Source organism: Pseudonocardia oceani, assembly GCF_019263585.2.
Taxonomy (GTDB): Bacteria; Actinomycetota; Actinomycetes; order Mycobacteriales; family Pseudonocardiaceae; genus Pseudonocardia; species Pseudonocardia oceani.
In genome coordinates this window covers 1,441,524-1,461,540 of record NZ_JADQDF010000001.1, presented here as the reverse complement: position 1 = coordinate 1,461,540, position 20,017 = coordinate 1,441,524, and the positions used below count along the sequence as shown (strand labels likewise).

At 74.0% G+C, this 20,017-nt stretch carries 16 protein-coding genes; 7 read left to right on the top strand and 9 right to left on the bottom strand.

Annotated elements, in window-relative coordinates:
- The first annotated feature begins 180 nt into the window (after window positions 1-180).
- The 3 genes from I4I82_RS07250 to I4I82_RS07240 are packed head-to-tail and all read left to right on the top strand — an operon-like array spanning window position 181 to window position 3,888.
- Window positions 181-1,071 carry a glycosyltransferase family protein gene (locus tag I4I82_RS07250; RefSeq protein ID WP_218590467.1) on the top strand — a complete coding sequence of 297 codons (891 nt, stop codon included), beginning with the start codon at window positions 181-183 and terminating at the stop codon, window positions 1,069-1,071.
- On the top strand, window positions 1,068-2,720 hold the full coding sequence (locus I4I82_RS07245) for a choline dehydrogenase (protein ID WP_226369922.1): 1,653 nt from the start codon (window positions 1,068-1,070) through the stop codon (window positions 2,718-2,720). Before I4I82_RS07250 ends, I4I82_RS07245 begins: the two co-directional genes overlap by 4 nt.
- A 55-nt stretch (window positions 2,721-2,775) precedes the next feature.
- The gene (locus tag I4I82_RS07240; protein WP_218595529.1) at window positions 2,776-3,888 is read left to right on the top strand and encodes a cellulase family glycosylhydrolase; all 1,113 of its coding nucleotides are present in this window, start codon (window positions 2,776-2,778) and stop codon (window positions 3,886-3,888) included.
- A gap of 434 nt (window positions 3,889-4,322) precedes the next feature.
- Here the strand turns inward: I4I82_RS07240 and I4I82_RS34385 are convergent, their stop codons facing one another.
- The 8 genes from I4I82_RS34385 to I4I82_RS07190 all read right to left on the bottom strand — a co-directional run bounded on the left by I4I82_RS34385 (window position 4,323) and on the right by I4I82_RS07190 (window position 16,225).
- Window positions 4,323-7,526, bottom strand: a complete 3,204-nt coding sequence (locus tag I4I82_RS34385; RefSeq protein ID WP_218595528.1) for a hypothetical protein — start codon at window positions 7,524-7,526, stop codon at window positions 4,323-4,325.
- 235 nt (window positions 7,527-7,761) lie between these two features.
- The gene (locus I4I82_RS07220) at window positions 7,762-8,619 is read right to left on the bottom strand and encodes a glycosyltransferase family 2 protein (protein WP_218595527.1); all 858 of its coding nucleotides are present in this window, start codon (window positions 8,617-8,619) and stop codon (window positions 7,762-7,764) included.
- On the bottom strand, window positions 8,610-10,178 hold the full coding sequence (locus I4I82_RS07215; RefSeq protein ID WP_218595526.1) for a GMC oxidoreductase: 1,569 nt from the start codon (window positions 10,176-10,178) through the stop codon (window positions 8,610-8,612). The genes I4I82_RS07220 and I4I82_RS07215 overlap by 10 nt, the downstream gene beginning before the upstream one ends.
- Window positions 10,175-11,635 carry an alkaline phosphatase family protein gene (locus I4I82_RS07210; RefSeq protein WP_218595525.1) on the bottom strand — a complete coding sequence of 487 codons (1,461 nt, stop codon included), beginning with the start codon at window positions 11,633-11,635 and terminating at the stop codon, window positions 10,175-10,177. Before I4I82_RS07210 ends, I4I82_RS07215 begins: the two co-directional genes overlap by 4 nt.
- Before the next feature lie 117 nt (window positions 11,636-11,752).
- Window positions 11,753-12,706, bottom strand: a complete 954-nt coding sequence (locus I4I82_RS07205) for a glycosyltransferase family 2 protein (RefSeq protein ID WP_218595524.1) — start codon at window positions 12,704-12,706, stop codon at window positions 11,753-11,755.
- A gap of 45 nt (window positions 12,707-12,751) precedes the next feature.
- Complete coding sequence (locus tag I4I82_RS07200; protein ID WP_218595523.1) at window positions 12,752-13,912, bottom strand: cellulase family glycosylhydrolase; 1,161 nt, start codon at window positions 13,910-13,912, stop codon at window positions 12,752-12,754.
- An 87-nt stretch (window positions 13,913-13,999) separates the two neighbouring features.
- Window positions 14,000-15,553 (bottom strand): cellulase family glycosylhydrolase, encoded by a 1,554-nt coding sequence (locus I4I82_RS07195; protein WP_218595522.1) that lies wholly within the window; start codon window positions 15,551-15,553, stop codon window positions 14,000-14,002.
- 321 nt (window positions 15,554-15,874) lie between these two features.
- Window positions 15,875-16,225 (bottom strand): phosphatase PAP2 family protein, encoded by a 351-nt coding sequence (locus I4I82_RS07190; RefSeq protein ID WP_218595521.1) that lies wholly within the window; start codon window positions 16,223-16,225, stop codon window positions 15,875-15,877.
- A 49-nt stretch (window positions 16,226-16,274) separates the two neighbouring features.
- Between I4I82_RS07190 and I4I82_RS07185 the strand changes: the two genes are divergently transcribed.
- Window positions 16,275-17,777 carry an amidase gene (locus tag I4I82_RS07185; RefSeq protein ID WP_218595520.1) on the top strand — a complete coding sequence of 501 codons (1,503 nt, stop codon included), beginning with the start codon at window positions 16,275-16,277 and terminating at the stop codon, window positions 17,775-17,777.
- A gap of 7 nt (window positions 17,778-17,784) precedes the next feature.
- Entirely contained in the window at window positions 17,785-18,318 is a 534-nt protein-coding gene (locus I4I82_RS07180) for a MerR family transcriptional regulator (RefSeq protein WP_218595519.1), read from the top strand.
- Here the strand turns inward: I4I82_RS07180 and I4I82_RS07175 are convergent.
- On the bottom strand, window positions 18,274-19,230 hold the full coding sequence (locus I4I82_RS07175) for an NAD-dependent epimerase/dehydratase family protein (protein WP_218595518.1): 957 nt from the start codon (window positions 19,228-19,230) through the stop codon (window positions 18,274-18,276). The genes I4I82_RS07180 and I4I82_RS07175 overlap by 45 nt on opposite strands.
- A gap of 65 nt (window positions 19,231-19,295) precedes the next feature.
- Here I4I82_RS07175 and ctaJ point away from each other — a divergent pair, with 65 nt between their 5' ends.
- The gene (gene ctaJ, locus I4I82_RS07170) at window positions 19,296-19,529 is read left to right on the top strand and encodes an aa3-type cytochrome oxidase subunit CtaJ (protein WP_226369921.1); all 234 of its coding nucleotides are present in this window, start codon (window positions 19,296-19,298) and stop codon (window positions 19,527-19,529) included.
- Complete coding sequence (locus tag I4I82_RS07165; RefSeq protein ID WP_218592390.1) at window positions 19,516-20,010, top strand: DUF5130 family protein; 495 nt, start codon at window positions 19,516-19,518, stop codon at window positions 20,008-20,010. Before ctaJ ends, I4I82_RS07165 begins: the two co-directional genes overlap by 14 nt.
- The last annotated feature ends 7 nt before the right edge of the window (window positions 20,011-20,017 follow it).

Genomic DNA, 20,017 nt, shown 5'->3' with positions numbered 1-20,017 from the left:
TCCGCTCCAGGTGCGTCCGGTCCGTCAGGCGGTCGCGAGGACCGTAACAGCGGCTCGACCTCCACCCGCCCGCGGAGTAGCGGTCAACTCATCCCTCACGTGACGGACGTGTTGCAGTCCGTCGCTCTGAGCGACCACTCTGCTCACTCGACCTGTCGTCCGTTCGAGGGAGCAGCGAGGGTGACCCTGCGGATCGTCTACCGCTCCTACGGCGGCGACAACACCAAGGTGCGGCCCCCCTACTACAGCAAGCAGACCGCGCTGCGTTCGCTGCTGCGGGCCGCCGACGCGGTCGACCACGAGCTCGTCTTCCTCAACGACGGCCCGGTCGCCGAGCCCGTGCTGGAGCTGATGCGCGGCCGCGGGGAGGTCGTCGCGCTGCCGGGGCTGGGCCTGTTCGGCTCCCTGATGGCGGCGCTGCGGCTGCCCGGCGAGCGCGGCTGGGCCGACGACGACCTCGTCTACTTCTGCGAGGACGACTACCTGCACACCGCCGACGCGCTGGAGCACCTCGTCCGCGCGGCCGCGCGGCTCCCCGCCCACTACTTCGCCCTCTACGGCACGCTGCCCGCGGAGCGGGCGGCCGGGCGGGTCAGCGACCCCTCGCACGTCCAGCCGCGGGGCTGGCGGGCGCAGGAGTGGGACGTCGACGGGCAGGAGTGGGTGCGCGTGCTCGGCACCACCAGCACGTTCGGTGTGCGGGTCGGCGCGCTGCGCGCGGACCTGCCGCTCGTCCGGCAGGCGAAGGTGCCGCACAAGAACATGTACCGCGACTGGGACGTCAGCCTCGCCTACCAGGGCTTCGAGCCCTACCGCTGGGGCGGGCTGCTGCGCGACCTCGTGCTGCTGACTCCGGCGGCGTCCCTGCGCGACCGCGCCCGCTCGGCGGTGCTCGCGCCGTTCAAGATGGGCATGAACCTGCGCTCGCACCGGCGGCCCGGTCACCGCCACGTGCTGGTCGCCGCCTCGCCGAACCTCGCGACGCACCTCGAGACCGCCTATCTCGCCACCGGCCGCGACTGGGAACGGGTGGCCCGCGGGACCGGGGACCGGCCGGGGGCGGCGCGGTGAGCGACCCCGCGTTCGACGGCCCCGCGATCGACGTCGTCATCGTCGGCGGCGGCTCGGCGGGCTGTGTGCTCGCCCACCGGCTCAGCGCCGACCCGGGCGTCCGGGTCCTGGTGCTGGAGGCCGGCCAGGAGAGCCGCTGGTGGGACCTGCTCGTCGAGATGCCGGCGGCGATGGCCTACGCCGTCGGCAGCCGCTCCCACGACTGGAGCTTCGAGTCCGAGCCCGAGCCGCACCTCGAGGGGCGGCGGCTCGTGCACCCGCGCGGGAAGGTGCTCGGCGGGTCGAGCGCGATCAACGGCGTCGTCTACCAGCGCGGGCACGCCGGCGACTACGACCGCTGGGCGGCCGAGCCGGGCATGGAGCACTGGAGCTGGGCGCACTGCCTGCCCTACTTCGCGCGCCTGGAGAACAGCCGCAACCCCGCCGCCGGGCCGAGCCGGGGCCGCTGCGGCCCGCAGGACCTCGTGCCCGCGCCCGTCGACAACCCGCTGTTCGACGCGTTCCTCGGCGCCGCACGCGAGGCCGGCTACGCCGTCACCGGCGACGTCAACGAGGAGCAGGAGGCGTTCGGCGCCTTCGACCGCGCGGTGCGCCGCGGCCGCCGGGTCTCCGCAGCGAAGGCCTACCTGGGCCCGGTGCGCGGCCGGGCGAACCTGGTGGTGCGCTGCGGCGTCCTCGTGACGAGGGTCGTGTTCGAGGGCACGCGCGCGGTGGGCGTGCGGGTGCGGCGCGACGGCGGGCCGGAGACCGAGGTCCGGGCGGGGGAGGTCGTGCTGTCGGCGGGGGCGATCCAGACGCCGCACCTGCTGCAGCTCTCCGGCGTCGGCGACGCCGAGCACCTGGCCGAGGCGGGCGTCGAGACGGTGCTCGACCTGCCCGCCGTCGGTCGCGGCCTGCAGGACCACCTCGGGATCCACATCCAGAACCGGTGCACGCAGCCGGTGTCGATGATGACGATGCGCCACCGCAGCCGCTGGCCCTCGATCGGGCTGCAGTGGCTGCTGGCCGGGCGCGGGCCGGGGGCGTCGTCGCAGATCGAGGCCGGCGGTTTCGTGCGCACCGACCCGTCGCTGGACCGCCCCGACCTCATGCTCGCGTTCGCGCCGATCGCCACGCGCACCGACCCGGCGTCGCTCGTGGACGAGCACGGCTACCAGCTCTACCTGATGGCCGCCCGGCCCGAGTCGCGCGGCCGCGTCCGGCTGCGCTCGGCCGACCCGACCGACCACCCGTCGCTGCGCTTCGACTACCTGTCGACCCAGGCCGAGCGCGACTGGTGGCCGCGGGCGATCCGGGTGGCGCGCGACCTGCTCGACCAGCCGTCCTTCGCCCCGTTCGACGGCGGCGAGGTCGTGCCGGGCCGCGACCTGCACACCGACGAGGAGCTCATCGGCTGGGTGCGCAGCCGGGCGCGGACCGGGCTGCACCCGACGTCGTCGTGCCGGATGGGCACCGGCGAGGACGCGGTGGTCGACCCGTCGACGCTGCGGGTGCACGGGCTCGACGGGCTGCGGGTCGTCGACGCGTCGGTGATGCCGACGATCGTCAACGCCAACACCTGCGCACCGGTGATGATGATCGCCGAGAAGGCCGCCGACGTGCTGCTGGGCGTGCAGCCGCTGGCCCCCGCCGGGCTGACACTGACGTAACGGTAGACCGTGCTAGCTTTCGCGCCGTGATCGAGAGAGCCCGGAACGCCTGACCATGTCCGACGCACCGGGCCGCGATCCGTCCACCACCCCACTGCGCGTCACACCTCCGGCCGGCGGCCGTCGCCGCCGCCTCGTGATCGGCGCGGGCGTGGCCCTGCTCGTCGTGATCGGTGTCGTCACCGCGGTGATCGTCAGCCAGGGCCCGTCGCCGTCGGGGGGTTCCGGCGCGCCGCCCGCCGCAGACGGGCTGGGCACCGATGTGCCGATCACCGTCGACGGCGACCGCATCCTGCGCAACGGGCAGCCGTGGTGGCTGCTGGGCTACAACTCGTTCGTCTGGTCGGGCAACTGCGGCGACGAGGACGAGCGCATGTCCGCCGAGGACGTCGACGCCTGGTTCGCCTCGATGCGCCACGACGGCCGCGGCGCCGTCCGCCTGTTCTTCTTCGAGAGCTGGGACCTCGACCGCCTCGACGCGGCCGTCGAGTCGGCCAAGCGCCACGACGTCTACCTGACGATCACGCTCGACGACGCCATCGGCGGCTGCGGCGAGACCGACAAGGACTCGAGCTGGTTCGAGGACCAGGATGAGCGCGACGCCTTCCGCGCGCACATGACCTCGCTGCTGGAGCGCTATCGCGGCGAGACCACGATCGCCTGGTTCGAGTACTTCAACGAGCCGTCCTACGAGGGCGGCGCGCTGCGCGAGTTCTACGACGAGATGGGTGCGGCGGCCGACGAGGTCGATCCCGACCGGCTGTTCGCGACCGGCACCATCGCCCCGTACGCGGTCGGCGACGACGCCGACTTCACCACGCTCAACGAGTCGCCCGGCGTCGACATCGCCTCGATGCACGAGTACGACGAGAACGAGGTCGAGTCCAACCACGGACCCGACGTCCGCGCCGGGTCGGCGGGCAAGCCGGTGATCGTGGGGGAGTTCGGGCTCTACGCCTCGGAGTCCGGCGAGGACTGCGAGCGGGACTTCGCGGAGCGCACCGAGCAGGCCCGGCTCAAGGCCGAGGCCTACACGACGGGTGCCGGCTACGCCGGGGCGATGATGTGGGCGTGGCAGCCCGGTCCGGAGAACGCGTCGGAGTGCGAGTACGGGAACCTGGACGTGGACCCGTTGGTGCAGGAGATGCTGCGGACGTTCACGCCCTGAGGGTGGCCCTGGTGCAGGTCGGCCGCTGCGTGGTCGGGGTGTCGGGCCGCGCGCGGCCGGTGCGCCGCTGATCAAGGGTGGATGGTCGTGATGGAAGATCCGCTGACGACCTCCCGCCGTTGATCGTCGAGGATCGGTCGCGCTGAGGCCGCTCCCGCGCGCGGACCCGGTTGCCGCGCGCCGAACCTGCTCCCGCGCGGCCCCGGCGGCTCGCGGGAGCGGAGAACGCGCGCGGCAACCGGGAACGCGCGCGGGAGTGTGCCGGCGCTGGTGAGGGGGCGGAACCCGCCGGGAGTGTGAGGTGACGGTCGTGCGGACGGCCGTAGGTCGCGCTTCCGGTGATCACACACTGGTGATCGACGGGAGAGTGACGCCGGGGTCGCCGCCGGGGCCGTGAGGTGACGGTCTCGGCGATCACCGGGCGGTCGGTGGGGTCAGGGGCGGGGGTGGCCGTTGCGGCGGGGCTCGTCGGACCGGTCGGCGTCGGCGTCGGAGGGGGAGGGGACGCGGTCCTGGTCGTCGCCGGCGCTCGTGTTCGGGGCGTCGCCGTTACCGTTCGCGCCGCCGTTCACGTTCCCGTTCTGGCCGTTGCCGTGGCCGTTCCCGCCCTCGGCGCGTCGGCCGTTGCCGGGGTTCGGGCGAGGGGCCGGTGAGGGTCGGTCGCCGCGCGGGGGGTGGCCGGGCGCGTCGGGCTGGGGCCGGCGGCCGGGCTGCTGCGGTCCCTGTCCCTGCGCGCGAGGGTCCTGGTTCCCTGGACCCTGCGGGCCGGGGTGGGATCGGCCGGGGTGGGGCTGGCCCTGCTGGTCGGCGGGCGGCCACCCGGGTCGGCCCGGGCCCTGCTGACCGGGATGGGGAGGTCCACCCGCGCCGGGTCCGGGACGCGGCGGCTGCGGGACGCGCCCCATGGGGCCGTACGGGCCGGGCTGGTCGGGGCCCTGCTGTCCAGGGCCTTGCTGCCCGGGGCCGCGCTGGCCGGGACCCTGCTGGTCAGGGCGCTGCTGACCGGGGCGCGGCTGTCCGGCTCCCGGGTGACCGGGGTTCTGCTGGCCAGGACCGTGGTGGCCCGGCCCCCGGTTGCCGGGGCCCTGCGGTCCGGGGCCGGGCTGGCCAGGAGCGTGCTGCCCAGAGCCCTGCGGCCCCAGACGCTGCTGGACAGGACCGGGCCGGCCGGGACCGGGCTGGCCAGGAGCGTGCTGTCCGGGGCGAGCCTGCTGGTGCGGACCCTGCTGGTGGGGGCCGGGGCCGTAGGGGCCGGGGCCCTGCGGGGGGCCGTAGGGCTGGGGGCCGCCGGGGTAGGGCGCGGGCGGGCGCTGGCCGACCGGACCCTGGGGGTGCGGACCGACGGGCGGGCGGCCGTAGGGCGGGACGGGAGCGTTGCCGGGGGGTGGGCCGTACGGGCGCGGGCCCTGTCCGCCGGGTGCCTGTCCGCCGGGCACGGAGCCACCCGGTGTCGGGGCGCCGGATGCGGGGCCGCCGGGGACAGAGCGAGGCGGGGGGCCGGACCGCGTCGGCTGCGGGGCGGGGGGCTGCGGGGCGGGGGGCTGCTGGGTGGCGGGCTGTCGGATCGGCGACAGCGGGGCAGAGGGCTGGACGCCCTGCGGCTGCGGCGACTCCGGCGACTGCTGCGGTCCCGGGTGGCCGGGCTGGGGCACCCCGTCGTACGCGGGCCGGGCTCCGTCGGGCCGCGCTCCGTCGGGCCGGGAGGCGTCGGAGGTGGGGGGCTCAGCATGGGTGCGCGAGCGGAACAGGTCGGCGCCGGAGAGGGTGGCGCCGGTGAGATCGGCTGGGACGCGGTCACCGTGTGCCCGGTCGTCCCGTGCCCGGTCGTCCCGTGCCTGGTCGGCGTCGGCGCGGTCGTTCCCGGCGCGGTCGTTCCCGGCGCGGTCGTCCTCGGTGCGACCGGCCGGAGCGCGGTCGGCGGGAGCGGAGTGGGGGGAGCCGGCCGGTCGGGCGCGATCGGCGGCGGATCCGTCGGACTCGGAGCGGGACTCCGGCCCCGAGCGCGAGGACGGTGCACGGGGCGCCTTCGCGAGCGTGACCTGCGTGGCCTCCGCGTCCGGCGCGACCGCGAGGGCCGGATCGGGGGAGGGCGTCGCCACGGCCTGCGTGGCCTCGGACGCGGACAGTGTGGGGACGGCCTCGGTGACGTCGGCCGCGGCCTGGGTGGGGACGGCCTGCGTGGCGTCGGCGTCGACCCGGGGAGCGTCGAGCCGGGGGACTTGGACGGGGCGCATGGCCGGCCGCGACGCGGGCTCCCGCGGCTCGATCCTCGGCATGATCATCGTCTGCATCTGCGCCGACGACAGGTCGTCCATGAAGTGGTTGCTGCGCGACGGGCGGGCGGCCACCGCGGTGGTCTCGTCGTCGACCGGGTCCGGATCGACCTCGGCCTCCTGGTCGAGGAGGTCGCGGCGCTTCTTGAGCTCGCGCCAGAGCCGGTAGAACCAGAACGGGATGACGACGAGGTTGGCGAGCGCGAAGCCCCACTGCGCACCGGGCGCCCCGGCGAGCGTGACGCCGCCGACGCCGCCGAGGAAGGTGAGCGAGCCGAGGACGATCTGGATCGGCAGCGTCGACGACGCGCGGTCGATCGCGTAGAGCATCACGACCGGGCCGATGGTGCCGCAGGCGAAGACCTGGGCGACGACCGCCGCGAGCAGGATCTCCGAGGTGCCCTGCCAGGTGTCGTCGAGCAGGAAGATGCCGACCTGGTCGGGCACGAGCAGGAAGAACGAGCCCCAGCACAGGCCCAGGAAGGCGACGGCGCCGGAGACGCCGACGGCGGCGAGCAGCCACTGCCGGTCGGTCATGGTCTTGCGGCGCCGGGAGAACTCGGGGATCGCGAAGCTCATCGCGGCCGAGGACAGGATCGAGGTCGGCCCCAGGATCAGGGCGGCGCCGCGCAGCGAGCCGAGCGCCTGCACCGTGCCGACACCGGCGATCACCAGCATCGCGCCCTGGTTGGCGCCGTGGGCGGTGGCGGCGGAGGCGAAGAGGTAGCCGGTGAGGTCGCGGTGCTCGCGGAACCAGGCGGGGGCGCGGCGGGGGTCGGGGAACGTGCCCGACTGCTTGATGCCCATCGCGACGGCGGCCAGGGCCGAGACGCCCCAGGCGAGGATCAGCAGGCCGACCGACTCGGCGCCGAACACGAGCAGCGCGGCGACGGCGCTGAGCTGGAACAGCGTCCAGGTGCCGTCGCTGAGCGCGGCGGCCGACGGGCGGCCGCGGGAGAAGAAGACGTAGCGATACGAGTCCTGCACCACGACGATCGGCATCACGACGGCCAGCGCGAGCAGCGCGGCCGACGCGGGGCCGTCGAGCAGCAGCCCGGCGATGCCGCAGCCGACGCCGGTGACGAAACCGATGGTGAGCGCCGTGCCGGTGGCGTAGCCCGCCGAGCGGTGGGACTCGTCCTCCTCGGCGTCGGTGAACCGGATGTTCAGCGGCGACGTCGCGAGCGCCCGGCTACCGCTGATGACCAGCGCGAACACCGTGAACGCGACGGAGAAGCCACCGAAGGACGGGGCGTCGACCGAGTTGGCGACCATGAACGACAGCACCGAGTTGGTGAGGCTGACGAGCATCTGGTCGCCGAGGTTCCACCCGGCGCGGCGGGCGACGGCGGGGATCTTCACCATGCGCGCACGGCACGGCGGCACCGCGGGCCGTGGGGTCGTGCCGGCATCGTCATCTCCTCCGTCGTACCCCGGATCGGCTCGGGGACGCACTCTCCGCCGACGTCAGCGTACCGGCCGGAGAAGTGTGGAGAGGAGCGCGGTGACGCGGGCGCGCACCCGTTCGGCGGGCGTGACGGAACGAGGGCCGGTGGCGTGACTGTCAGAGGTGCCCAGGAAAGAGGAGGGCCGACAGCTCTCACAGGTACAGATGACGCCGCCTGACACTCCCTTCCAGTCGACCTACGCACGCGCCCAGGTGCCGAACCGCGACCACGACGTCGTCTGAGCTTCGCGCACCAGCGAGAAGGACAATCGGTCGAGCCCACCGCAGCAGCGCCCTCAGGGGGCTCCCGGGAGCAGGCAGGCCGCGGGGCCGGTATCGACGATGCAGTTCGACTTCCCACGATGCCCATAGCCGTGCCTGACGGAAGGCGGCCCGTAGTCCGGTCCGCAACCGGTAGGAGAGCAGCGCGTCGGGAACGAAGGTGATCTGGGCACCAGCATCCAGCTGTGCACGCCAACTGAAGTCCGTGTCCTCGCAGATCGGCAGGCTGAGGTCGAACCCGCCGATCTCGACGAAGGTGTCGCGCCGTACGCCCAGCGCGGCGCTGATCGACCAGGGAAGGAACCCGTGATGGGTCATGGGACCGTCGGTCTGCATCGCGCCCCATCGTTGAGTGAGGGCCGGTGCGTTCAACGTGGCGATGTCGACCTTCGCGGCGACCAGTTCGCTGTGGTCCAGAGCCGAACTCATCGCCGCGACATAACCCGGGTCGACGACGTCGTCGTCGTCGACGAACAGTAGACCGGGCTCCTTGGCGTGATCGGCCCCCACGTTCCGGGCGAAGCCGGGCATCGCCTCGGTGCGGTCCTCGACCAGTTCGAGCTGGGGCATCATGGTCATCCAGCGCCCGATGACGTCGTCGACCGCCCCGACGACGCCGTTGTTGACCACGATGAGCTGCGCCGGAGGGCGTGTCTGAGCAGCCAGTGCGGCCAGCTGCTCGGACAGCCAAGGCCCACCGACCGTGGGAACAATGACGGTCACGTCCACGTCGCTGCCCGCACCAGCTCGGTCTCGAGGTGGTCCGCCAGTCGCAGCGCCAGTGCCACGATGGTCAGGGTCGGGTTCGCGTAACCACTGGTAGGGAACACCGAGGTGCCGCACACGTAGAGGCCGTTGAGCCCGTGGACTCGGCAGTCGGCGTCGACGACCCCCGCGGTGGGGTCGTCGGCCATCCGCGTGGTGCCGATGGGGTGGTAGGCATCCTCGAACCCCTTCGTCCAGTCGTCGCCGTCCAGCCACTCGAACCCGGTGAGGTGACCGAGGCCGAGCCGGCGAAGCTCGGCGTCCAGGACCTCGACGAACACCCGGGCAGTCCGCCTCTCGCGATCGCTGAGGCGCCAGTCGACACGTGCCTTCTGCAGGCCCAGCTGGTCGCGCTCGGACGACAGGGAGATGCGGCTCTCCGAGTTCGGCGACTGTTCCAGGAGGATCTGCACCCGAGTCCTTTCCAGAGGTGCGGCACTCGGTCGTCCCTGGACGAACCGTCGGAAGGCCCCGATCGCCACCCGGGGGAGCTCGCGAAGCACGTCACGAACATCTGCCGGTCGCAGCGAGCGGGGCCACCGCCGCTCCTGCAGCGCGCTCGAGATCTCCCGCGCCGCGACGAGTCCTGGAGTGTCCGCGCGGTCGTGGATGAGCGTGGCGATCGCGTTGAGGACCCGGTGCTCGCTCTGGACCTGCGGTGCCAACCGCATCCGCGGGACGTATCGGACCTTCCCCCGCCCGAGCCAGCCGTAGAACTCCTGGAGCGACGCCGCCCGGTTGGTGGCGAGGTCGACCCAGAGCGTCGGATGGTCCTGCAGGAACCTGCCGACCGTGTCGTTCCGCTGCCCGTAACCGGACAGCAGCAGCAGGCGGGCGTTCTCGATCCCGCCACCGCACAACACCGTGGTGCGCGCCCGCACCCGGCCGACGCGTCCGGAGAGCGAGCGGATCGTGAGGTCGCCGACTACCCCGTCGGGCGAGCTGGTGTCGACGTGGCTGACCGACGCGTTCACGAGGACCCGCACGTTGCTCGAACGTTCGATGTCCGAGCGGTAGAAGGCGCCGACGTCCGGGTGCTTGCTGTACATCGATGACCGGTGCTCGACGTAATCGGGGGAGAACGGGGGAGGCACGAGCCCGAATCGCCGCCAGGCCTGCTCGTCGAAGGTGTCCTGCGGAATCCCCAGCCAGCTCGCCGCTCGTCGGTAGTAGGGGTCCAGCTGATCCCTGTCGAGTGGCCATCCGGAGCCCGGCACCCAGTCCCGCGCCTCGAGGTCCGAGCGGTCGAGCCGGATGCACTGGCCGGGCCACAGGGTTCCGGTTCCACCGTAGGTGCGGGTGCGGCCCTCGCGCAGGGACAGCGGCAGGCCGACGTTCTCACCGGCGTTGAGCTCGTCGGCTCCGGCATCGGGGTCGAGCCCCCCGCTCTCGACGACCAGGACGTCTGTCCCCGAGTCGAGGAACCGATGGGCGATCGCCAGGCCAGCGGGACCGGCACCGACGATGCAAAGATCAGCGACGTGCTCGGTCCCGACCGCCGGACCGTGGAAGTCCTGGATCATCGACGCAGCGCGCTCACGATATACCGGTGCAGATCCTGACCATCGATGTCCTCACCGGTCAGATCGGCAGCTGCCGGGCCGCTCGCGATGCAGAATCCGTCCCACGCGTGCTCGCCCGTCTGCTCGCGGCGGATGTTCGGGATCTCCTCGCCCCCGACGACCGCCGGAGACTCGAAGGCTGCGTGGCTCCAGTGCACCACCAGGTCCGGCAGCCCTGCGGCATGCTGTCCGCGGGGTGGCCGGGCGACGTCCTGGACCACCTTGCGCCCATCCGCGGTGGACAGCTCGCGGAGTGCCGCCTCGATCGACTCGCAGGTCTGCTCGTACTCCTCCGGCGGCACGATGCCCTGTGCCTCGCGCCCGGAGAGGTTGATCCGCACGAGGCCGTACTGCTCGATGGGCAGCGGGAAGGCGCGGGTACGGGACCAGTCGTAGGCCGGCATCAACCGGGCCTTGCCCCACTGACTGCGGCGGGCAAGCGGCACGAGCCTGCGGTAGAGGTCCCGCACCGGGGCGGGCATCCGATCCTTTATCGTAGCGAGAGTCGACCGCCGGTTGATCCCCTGCTCGATGTGGGTCATGCCCAGCCGGGCCAGCAGCGGTTCGAGGACCGGAGGCAGCCCCCGCGACGGCGCCATCCCGTGGAGGGCGAACACGAGGACGGTCGTCTCCGGCCCCGCGGCCTCGACGAGGCGCCCGACCTGGTGGTCCAGCTCACGGTAGAGATCTGCCAGCGTGCGCTCGGGCCGGGCCTCCGGAGACAGGTCCGCGTACATCGGGAGGTCCGGATCGACGGTGTGCCAGAGGAAGTGTCCGGCGTGATGCGGCTCCTCGAACACAACTAGGGTCAGATCCGGGTGTTCCCGGCTGATGAGGTGGTGGACCACGTCACCCCGGAGTCGGACGCCGCCGATGCACTCGTCGAGGAAGGGCCCCACCTCAGACGGCTCCTGGGGGACGTTCGCCAGGGGATCGGTGAAAGGGTGGGTGGCGAAGGCGTTCGGCACGTCGCTCGCGGCCCCGGAGACGCTGACGCGCCCGTCGACCCGCGAGTGCGCACCCCACTCATGGGCCTCGAAACCCGTCGACACTCCGAGGAAGGGGGCGAACGGAACGTCCATGACGCCGACGCTCGTACCGGTCTCAACGAGCGACTTCCAGAAGGGCGTCAACCGGCTCTCATCGGTGTACGCCAACGCCATCCGAGCCGGGTCCCAGTTCCAGATCGAGTACTGCCCGTGGTCGCAGGCCTGGCAGCCAGTGAAGAAGTTGGGCCACACCGCTCCGCTGCTGAACATGGTCGGTGACGTCACCCGGCTCCAAGAGCCACGGTCGATCAGTGCCTTCAACGCAGGCATCTCACCGGCCTCAACCAGGCTCCTGATCAAGCTGGACTCGGCGGCGTCGAGGCCGATCGCCAGCACGCGCCGGTGATTTTCCGACGACTGGTTGGTCATGTCCACTGCGAACCTTCCGACGTGAGGAACCAGCCTCGCTGCGTGGTCCGATGGTGTCCCGAGATGATCGCGGGGTCCATCGCGCATTCCGCGCGAGGCCGAACTTAGCACCGGTCGTTATTGCGGTTGCGTGCTGGTACGCACCGACGAGTGGTCCGGAGCACCGATCCACAGTCCGGCGATGTACGCGGCGTGTTCGGCCGCCTGCCCGGCCTGCCCCCGCATCCGGGCCAGCAGGTAGCGGGGGCCGTACCCGACCGTGAGGGCCAGCCGGACGCCCAGGACCGTCGACGCCGGGTGGTGCTGGCGGACGTACCGGACGAGCGACGCGCCGCGCAGGCGGAGCATGTGCGTCTTGCCCTCGCCCGAGCCGCCGCCCAGGTGCGGGACGAGCAGGTCGGTGCGGACGCGCTGGCGCAGCCCGGCCTCGCGGATCGCGCGGCCGAAGGCGACGTCCTCGTTGTAGACGAAGAACTGCTCGTCGAAGCCGCCGAGCTCGTCGAACGTCGCGCGGCGTACGGCCATGCAGGCGCCGCTGAGCCAGTCGAGCTCGATCGGCTTCCCGGGCACCGGGCGCGCCCACAGCCCCGCGGTGGGGAAGACCTTGTGCGCGCCGACGGCGTGCACGAGCGCCCGGCGGGCCGTCGGCTCCCAGCCGCCGACGCCGATCTCGACGCGGCCGTCGGGCAGCACCGTCGTGGCGCTGACCGCGCCCAGGCCCGGGTCGGCCGCGATGTCGGCGGCCAGCGCGTCGAGCGTGGCGACGTCGGGGGAGCTGTCGGGGTTCACGAACACGACGATGTCGTGGGTGGAGGTGCGCACGCCCAGGTTGGCGCCCGAGGCGAACCCGCGGCCGGGCCCGTCGAGGTAGCGGACGCCGGGGCGCCCGGCCACGACCGCGGCGAGGCCGTCGACGTCGTGGGAGTTGTCGACGACGGCGACGGGGCGGCCCGGCAGCGCGTCGAGCAGGGCGCGCACGAGGCCCGCGCTCCTGTAGGCGACGAGCACGATCTCGTAGTCGAGGCCGCGCAGGCGGGGGTCGGCGCCGGTGGCGGCGGGGTCGGCTGACACGGACGGGAGGGTACCCGCGGGCGGTGGCCGCCCCGGGCGCCGCCGTCACCCGAAGGTGCGCAGGACCTCCTGGCTCGCGTCGTCCTGGTCGAGGTTGCTGATGTCGCAGCCCCCGGTGCCGGGCTGCCAGGCCCAGGCCAGCGCGCCGGCGTAGCCGCCGGAGGTGTCGGTGTAGACCTGCGCCTTCTCGGCGATCAGCGCGGCGCGCGCGCCGTAGTCGAGGTCGCACCCCTGCCCCGCGGTGATCCCGTACTCGCCGACGATCACCGGCTTGCCGCCGGAGTTGGCCCGCACACCCGGCCCGTGGTTGGACTCGACCTCGTTCTCGTCGTACTCGTGCATCGAGGCGACGTCGACGCCCGGCGACTCGTGGACGTCGCGGAAGTTCTCCTCGCCGTCGAGCCAGTAGGGGGCCACGGTGCCGGAGGAGAACAGCCGGTCGGGGTCGACGGCGTCGGCGGCGGCGCCCATCTCGTCGTAGAACTCCCGCAGCGCCCCGCCCGCGTAGGACGGCTCGTTGAAGTACTCGAACCAGGCGATCGTCGTCTCGCCGCGGTAGCGCTCCAGCAGCGCCGTCATGTGGTCGCGGAAGACGGTGCGCTCGGAGGCGTCGGCGAACCACGCCTCGTCCTTGTCGTCCTCCCCGCAGCCGCCGATCGCGTCGTCGAGGGTGATCGCGAGGTAGACGGCGTTCTCGCGGGCGGCGGCGACCGCGGCGTCGAGGCGGCCGAGGCTCCAGCCGTCGTAGAAGAAGAGGCGGACGGCGCCGTGGCCGTCGTGGCGCATCGAGGCGAACCAGGCGTCGACGTCGGCGGCCGACATCTTCTCCTCGTCGGTGCCGCAGTCGCCGGACCAGACGAAGGAGTTGTAGCCGAGGAACCACCAGGGCTCGCCGCCGCGCAGGATCCGGTCGCCCTCGACGGTGATGGCCGGCACCGCGCCGCCGCCGGCAGTGGGGGCGGCAGCCGGTCCGGGGACCGGAGGAGCGGGCCGGGCGGCGGGCTCGCGGGGCGCGGTGGCGGTGCCGGACCGGGCGCGGGTGGCCGAGCGGGGGTCGTCGCCCGGGGCGCCGGCCGGGGCGCCGCCCGTCCACAGCTGCGCGGGCAGTACCACGGCCAGCACCAGGGCGACGACGAGCGCCACCCGCCGCCCCCGCGAGGGCGGGGAGGCGGGTGGCGCGGGTCGGACGTCGGTGGAGGTGGGCATCGGGGTCCTCGTGGTCGGTGGCCTCGCCGGCGGTGGCGAGGTCCACCCTGCGCGCCCCGCGCGGTCGGCGTGGGCGAACGGTGAGGATCACCCGATCGTCGCAGACCGTCCCTCGCTGTCGCCGTCGGAGGAGGAGTCGTCGTCGGAGGAGCCGTCGGACGGCTCGTCGCCGCCGTCGTCCGCGGAGTCGCCGGTGCCGGAGTCGTCGGAGGCGGGGGCGTCGTCGCCGACCACGTCGCCGACGAGGTCGCCGACCGTGTCACCGACCTGGCCGACCACCGCACCGAACTCGCGCATCGCGCTCTGGCTGGTCTCGTCCTCGTCGAGGTTGCTGATGTCGCAGCCGCCCGTACCGGGCTGCCAGGCCCAGGCCAGCGCACCGGCGTAGCCGATGGAGGTGTCGGTGTAGACCTCCGCCTTCTGCCGGATCAGCTCGGCGCGGCCGGCGTAGTCGACGTCGCAGCCCTCGCCCGCGGTGATGCCGTACTCGCCGACGATCGTGGGCTTGCCGCCGGAGTTGGCGCGGACGCCGGGACCGTGGTTGGACTCGACCTCGTTCTCGTCGTACTCGTGCAGGGAGGCGATGTCGACGCCGGGGGACTCGTGGACGTCGCGGAAGTTGTCCTCGCCGTCGAGCCAGTAGGGGGCGACGGTGCCGGAGGAGAAGAGGCGGTTCGGGTCGACCTCGTCGGCCGCGGCACCCATCTCGTCGTAGAACTCGCGCAGGGCGCCGCCCTCGTAGGACGGCTCGTTGAAGTACTCGAACCAGGCGATGGACGTCTCACCCTCGTAGCGCTCGAGCAGCATCGTCATGTGCTCGCGGAAGGTGTCGCGCTCGGACTGGTCGGCGAACCAGCCGGCCTCCTTGTCGTTCTCCCCGCAGCCGCCGATGGCGTCGTCGAGGGTGATCGTCAGGTAGATGTCGTTCTCCTTCGCCGACTCCACGGCCGCGTCGAGGCGGTCGAGGTTCCAGCCGTCGAAGAAGAAGAGGCGGACGGCGCCGTGGCCGTCGTGGCGCATGCTCTGGAACCAGGCGTCGACCTGCTCGGCCGACATCTTCTCGTCGTCGTTGCCGCAGTCGCCGGACCAGACGAAGGAGTTGTAGCCCAGGAACCACCAGGGCTCGCCGCCGCGCATAATGCGGTCGCCCTCGACGGTGATCGCCGGCATGGCGCCGTCGGCCGGCGCCTCGGCGGGGGTCTCGGGGGTCTCGGCGGGCGTCTCGGCCGGGGCCGGCTCGGGTGCGGGGGTGGGCTCGGGCCCGGTGGTCGGGGCGAGCGGCGCAGCGGGGATCGTCGGTGCGGCAGGAGCGGCCGGAGCGGCGGGCGCCGACGGTGCCGCGGGGGCGGCGGGCGTGGTGGGGGCGACCGGCGCGACGGGCGCCGCGGGGGCGACGGGCGCGGAGGCGGACGGCACCTCGGGCACGGAGGGCACCGGCGGGACGGGGGGCACGGAGGCGACGGGGGGCACGGCGGCGACCGGCGGCACAGGGGGCGTCCCGGGATCGGCACCGGGTTCGGGCGGGGGCTGGTTCGGCCCCGGGGCCAGCGCCCCGGGCGCCGCCACCGGGACGACGGCGGGCCCGGCCGCGGAGGCGAGCACCGGGACGGCCGGGAGGAGGGCGAGCGAGAGCGCCGCCACCGCCGCGCCGAGGGGCGCCGCGACGGGCCGGAGCGCCGGCGGGAGTGGGTGCCGTTGCGGTTCATGAGCCGTACCTGCCTCTGCTGCATCCGGAGGTCCGGGTGCGGTCGATTGGGGGAGCAGGACCGACCATGCAGCGGCGGTGACGGGTTCCCTAGCGTTCTCCGTCGAACGAGGGACTCACGATGGGGGGACACGGAGCGCTACGTGTGCGAACCGTGAGCAATCGGCCGGAACGGTGACTCTCGGTACAGGAGTGGCGCGTGTGACGAGAGAGGCGATCCGGCGCCCGGCGGAGCCTCTCGGAGGCCGAGCGGTCGGTCACCGACGGTGGGCGGCCACCGCGTCGACGAACTGCGCCGTACCCAGTACGACGGCCACCGCGGTCGCGGCTCCCCCGACCGTGTCCGTCGGGTAGTGGACCTCGATCGCCGTGAGCGCCACGCCGGTGCCCGCGCCGACCGCGACGGTGCCCGCGGCGACCGCCAGCGCGTCCCACGGGCGCCGCGGCGCCAGCACGTCGACGACGAGCAGCATCCCGGCCGCGGCCAGCGCCGTCGCGAGCCCGGTGTGGCCGCTGGGGAAGGCGTGCCGCGGCCGGCGCGGCGCCGCCCGCCACGGGGCGCACGGACGGGCGCAGGGACGGGCGCAGGGCGGGCGGGAGCGCGGCACCGCGGGATCGTGCCAGGGCCGGGCCGGAACCCCGTGGTAGACCTCACGGGTGACCGAGCCGCACGAGATGACCGCGCGCGAGCAGGCCGCCGCCCTGCGTCGCGGGGACCTGGGCGCCGTCGAACTGGTGGAGCACGCGCTGCGCCGCGTGGAGGCGCTCGACGGCGGGCTCGGCGCGTTCGTCACCGTCACCGCCGACCGTGCCCTCGACGAGGCCCGCGCCGCGGAGAAGAGGCTCGCCGCGGGCGGCGACGACCTCCCGCCGTTCCTCGGGGTGCCGACCGCGATCAAGGACCTCGCGATGACGGCCGGCGTGGCCACGTCGTTCGGGTCGCCGGTGTACGCGGGCTGGGTCCCCGACGTCGACGACGACTCGGCCCGGCTGTTGCGCACCGCCGGCACGATCAGCCTCGGCAAGACCGCCACCCCGGAGTTCGGGCTGCCGCCCTACACCGAGCCCGCCGGCCGGCCGGCCGCCGTGACGCCGTGGGACCCCACCCGGCTCGCGGGCGGCTCCAGCGGCGGCGCCGGCGCGGCCACTGCGGCCGGCCTCGTCGCCTTCGCCCACGGCACCGACGGCGGCGGCTCCATCCGCATCCCCGCCGCGGCCTGCGGGCTCGTCGGGCTCAAGACCAGCCGCGGGCTCGTCTCCCGCGGCCCCGCGGGCGGCGACCCGCTGGGCATGTCGGTGTCGGGCCCGCTCGCCCGGACCGTCGACGACGCCGCCGCGATGCTCGACGCGCTCGCCGACGTCGTCCCGGGGGAGCCCTACCCGCTGCTCGCGCCGCGCCCGGAGACCTACCTGGCCGCCGCGCTGCGCGCCGCCCCGCGCCGCCTGCGGATCGGGCGCTACCGCACCCCGCCCGTGCCCGACGCCGTGCTCGACCCGGCCTGCGTCGACGCCTACGAGCGGGCCACCGACCTGCTGACCGGGCTCGGGCACGAGGTCGTCGAGTTCGCGCCCGGCATCGACGGGTCGTTCCTGCCGGTGTTCGAGACGCTGTGGGCGGTGCTCGCGCACGGCCACCCCGTGCCGCCCGAGGCCGAGCCGCTGCTCGCCCCGCTCACGCGGTGGTGGCGCGACCGCGGCAGCGCGGTGTCCGGGCCGGAGTACCTGGCGGCCACGCAGTCGGCGCTGGCGGTGACGCGGCGGGTGGTCGGGGCGCAGGCGGCCGCGGGCGTCGACGTCGTCCTGACCCCGATGCTGGCCCAGCTCCCGCGCCCGGTCGGCTGGTTCACCGACGGCGGCGACCCGGCCGAGGACTTCGCGCGGCAGAAGCGCTTCACCCCGTTCACGGCGACCTACAACATCACCGGCCAGCCCGCGCTGAGCCTGCCGGTCGCGTTCGCCCGTCCCGTCGACGGCCCGGCCGACGGACCCGAGCTGCCCGTCTCGGTGCAGCTCGTGGGCCGTGCGGGCGACGACGCGCTGCTGCTCGAGCTCGGTGCGCAGCTCGACGCCGCGTCCGGTCGCGACGCGGCGCGGCGCCCCCCCGATGTGGTGACCCCGCCGACGCGGCGGGCAAGGGTCACCTGGTCACATGGGGCATGATGGCTCGATGTCTGCCACCGAGAACGCGGCGGCCCACCCCTCGGCGGCCGCGACGCTGCAGATCGGCGAGGTCGCCCGACGGGTGGGCCTGTCGATCCGCACGATCCGCCACTGGGAGGAGATGAGGCTGGTCACGCCGACGGCCCGCAGCTCCGGCGGCTTCCGGCTCTACAGCGAGGAGGACGTCTCCCGCATCCGGCTGCTGCGCTTCATGAAGCCGCTCAACCTCTCGCTCGCGCAGATGCGCGAACTCCTGCATATCCGCGAGCAGCTCGCCTCGGGCACCGAGAGCCCGTCCGACCGCGTCGAGGCGCTGGTCTGGCCCCGCACCAGCGACGCCGGTGACGACCGCGCGCAGCTCGCCGACGGGCTGTCCGCGTTCGCCGACCTCGCGGACAAGCGGCTGCAGAAGCTGCGCCGCTACGTCGAGGAGGTCGAGGAGTTCGTCGGGCGGCTGCGCGAGGAGGTCCGCGAGGGCGCCGGGTGCGGGCCCGCCTCAGGGACGCGCGAGGGTGCGGACCCAGTCGAGGGTGGCGCGTAGCCCCTCGGTCAGCGGTGTCGGGTCGCCCAGCCCCAGGTCGGTGCGGGCCCGCGTGACGTCGAGGCAGCTCCGGCGCACCTCACCGGGGCGCTCGGGGCGGAACTCGGGGGCGAAGGTCCCGGCGGGCAGGTCGGCGGCGGTGGCCACGGCGTCGACGAGCGCGAGCAGGTCGACCTCCGTGCCGGTGCCGACGTTGTAGACGTCGTGCTCCAGCACCCCGGCCCGGGCGGCGGCCAGGTTGGCGCGCACGATGTCGCCGACGAAGACGTAGTCGCGCGTCTGGCGGCCGTCGCCGAACACGACGGGCGCCGTGCCGGTGAGCGCGCGGTCGCACAGGATCGCGATCACCCCGGCGTCGCCGTGCGGGTCCTGGCGCGGGCCGTAGACGTTGCCGTAGCGCAGGGTCGTGACGTCGAGCCCGTGCGCGCGGCCGAACCAGGCGCCGTAGGCCTCGGTGGTGAGCTTGCTCAGGCCGTAGGCCGACAGCGGCACCGCCGGGTGTGTCTCGGGCGTGGGCACGGCGGTGGTGTCGCCGTAGATCGCGCCGCCCGTCGAGGTGTTGACGACGCGCCGCGCGCCCGCGCGGTGCGCGGCGGCGAAGACGTTGAGCGAACCGACGACGTTGGTGTGCGCGTCGAGGGCGGGCTCGGCCATCGAGGTGCGCACGTCGATCTGCGCGGCGAGGTGGTAGACGACCTCCGGGCGGAACGGCCCGACCTGCTCGTCGACGGCCGCGGCGTCGCGGACGTCGACGCGCGCGAGGCGGGCGCCCGCGGCCATGGCGCCGGTGAGGTTGGTCTCGCTCCCTCGGCTGAGGTCGTCGAGCACGAGGACCTCGTCCCCGGACGCGACCAGCGCGTCGACGACGTTCGATCCGATGAAGCCGGCTCCTCCGGTGACCACGGCACGCATACCGACACGCTAACGGGGTCGGCCCCGGGCCCCGCGCCGCGCCCGCGTGGGTTAGGTTCTCGCCCGTGGACGTGGTGGTGTCGATCCTCTGGTACGCGGTGCCGTCGGTCGCTTTGTACCTGCTCGTGGCGGCTCTCGTGGTCGGGCCGCGCCTCGCGCGCCGGCCCCGCTACCGGGTCGGTCAGCCGTGGCCGCACGAGCCGATGTGGTGGACGGCCAACCCGCAGGGCGCGCAGCTGCCCGCGGCGCACGGTCACGCCGTGACCGGTGAACGAGGAGGTGCCCGTGGCAGCTGGTGAGGGACACGGACACGGCCGGGTCGCGGTCCCCGAGGACCTGCCGCCCGGCACCGTCGTCACGTCGTCGGGACGCGTCTCCGCGGCCGAGGTGTTCGCCGAGCCCGACCGCGACGCGCAGCCGTTCACGCCCGTGCAGCTCACCCGGCTCGACGAGGCGCTCACGCTCGCGAGCCGCGAGACCGGGCTGCGCTTCTCGGTGTACCTGGGCGACCTCGGCCCCGAGGTCACCGCGCGCGTCGCCGAGCTGCACTCGCAGCTGGAGGGCTCCGGCGAGGCCGTGCTCGTGGCGGTCAGCCCCGAGCAGCGGGTCGTCGAGGTGCTCACGGGCGCCGAGGCGCGCGTGCGGCTGCCCGATCGCGGCGCGAAGCTCGCCGTGATGAGCATGGTGGCCTCGTTCCGCGAGGGCGACCTCCTGGGCGGGCTGCTCAGCGGCCTGCGCATGCTGGCCGACCAGGCCGGGGGCCGGCGGCGCACGCACTGAGCGCCGG

What these genes read in the sequence shown, in the direction of transcription:
- I4I82_RS07240 (WP_218595529.1), top strand. Translation starts at nt 2,776, where the DNA reads ATGTCCGACGCACCGGGCCGCGATCCGTCCACCACCCCACTGCGCGTC.
- I4I82_RS34385 (WP_218595528.1), bottom strand. Translation starts at nt 7,526, where the DNA reads ATGGTGAAGATCCCCGCCGTCGCCCGCCGCGCCGGGTGGAACCTCGGC.
- I4I82_RS07215 (WP_218595526.1), bottom strand. Translation starts at nt 10,178, where the DNA reads ATGATCCAGGACTTCCACGGTCCGGCGGTCGGGACCGAGCACGTCGCT.
- I4I82_RS07210 (WP_218595525.1), bottom strand. Translation starts at nt 11,635, where the DNA reads ATGACCAACCAGTCGTCGGAAAATCACCGGCGCGTGCTGGCGATCGGC.
- I4I82_RS07200 (WP_218595523.1), bottom strand. Translation starts at nt 13,912, where the DNA reads ATGCCCACCTCCACCGACGTCCGACCCGCGCCACCCGCCTCCCCGCCC.
- I4I82_RS07180 (WP_218595519.1), top strand. Translation starts at nt 17,785, where the DNA reads ATGTCTGCCACCGAGAACGCGGCGGCCCACCCCTCGGCGGCCGCGACG.
- I4I82_RS07175 (WP_218595518.1), bottom strand. Translation starts at nt 19,230, where the DNA reads ATGCGTGCCGTGGTCACCGGAGGAGCCGGCTTCATCGGATCGAACGTC.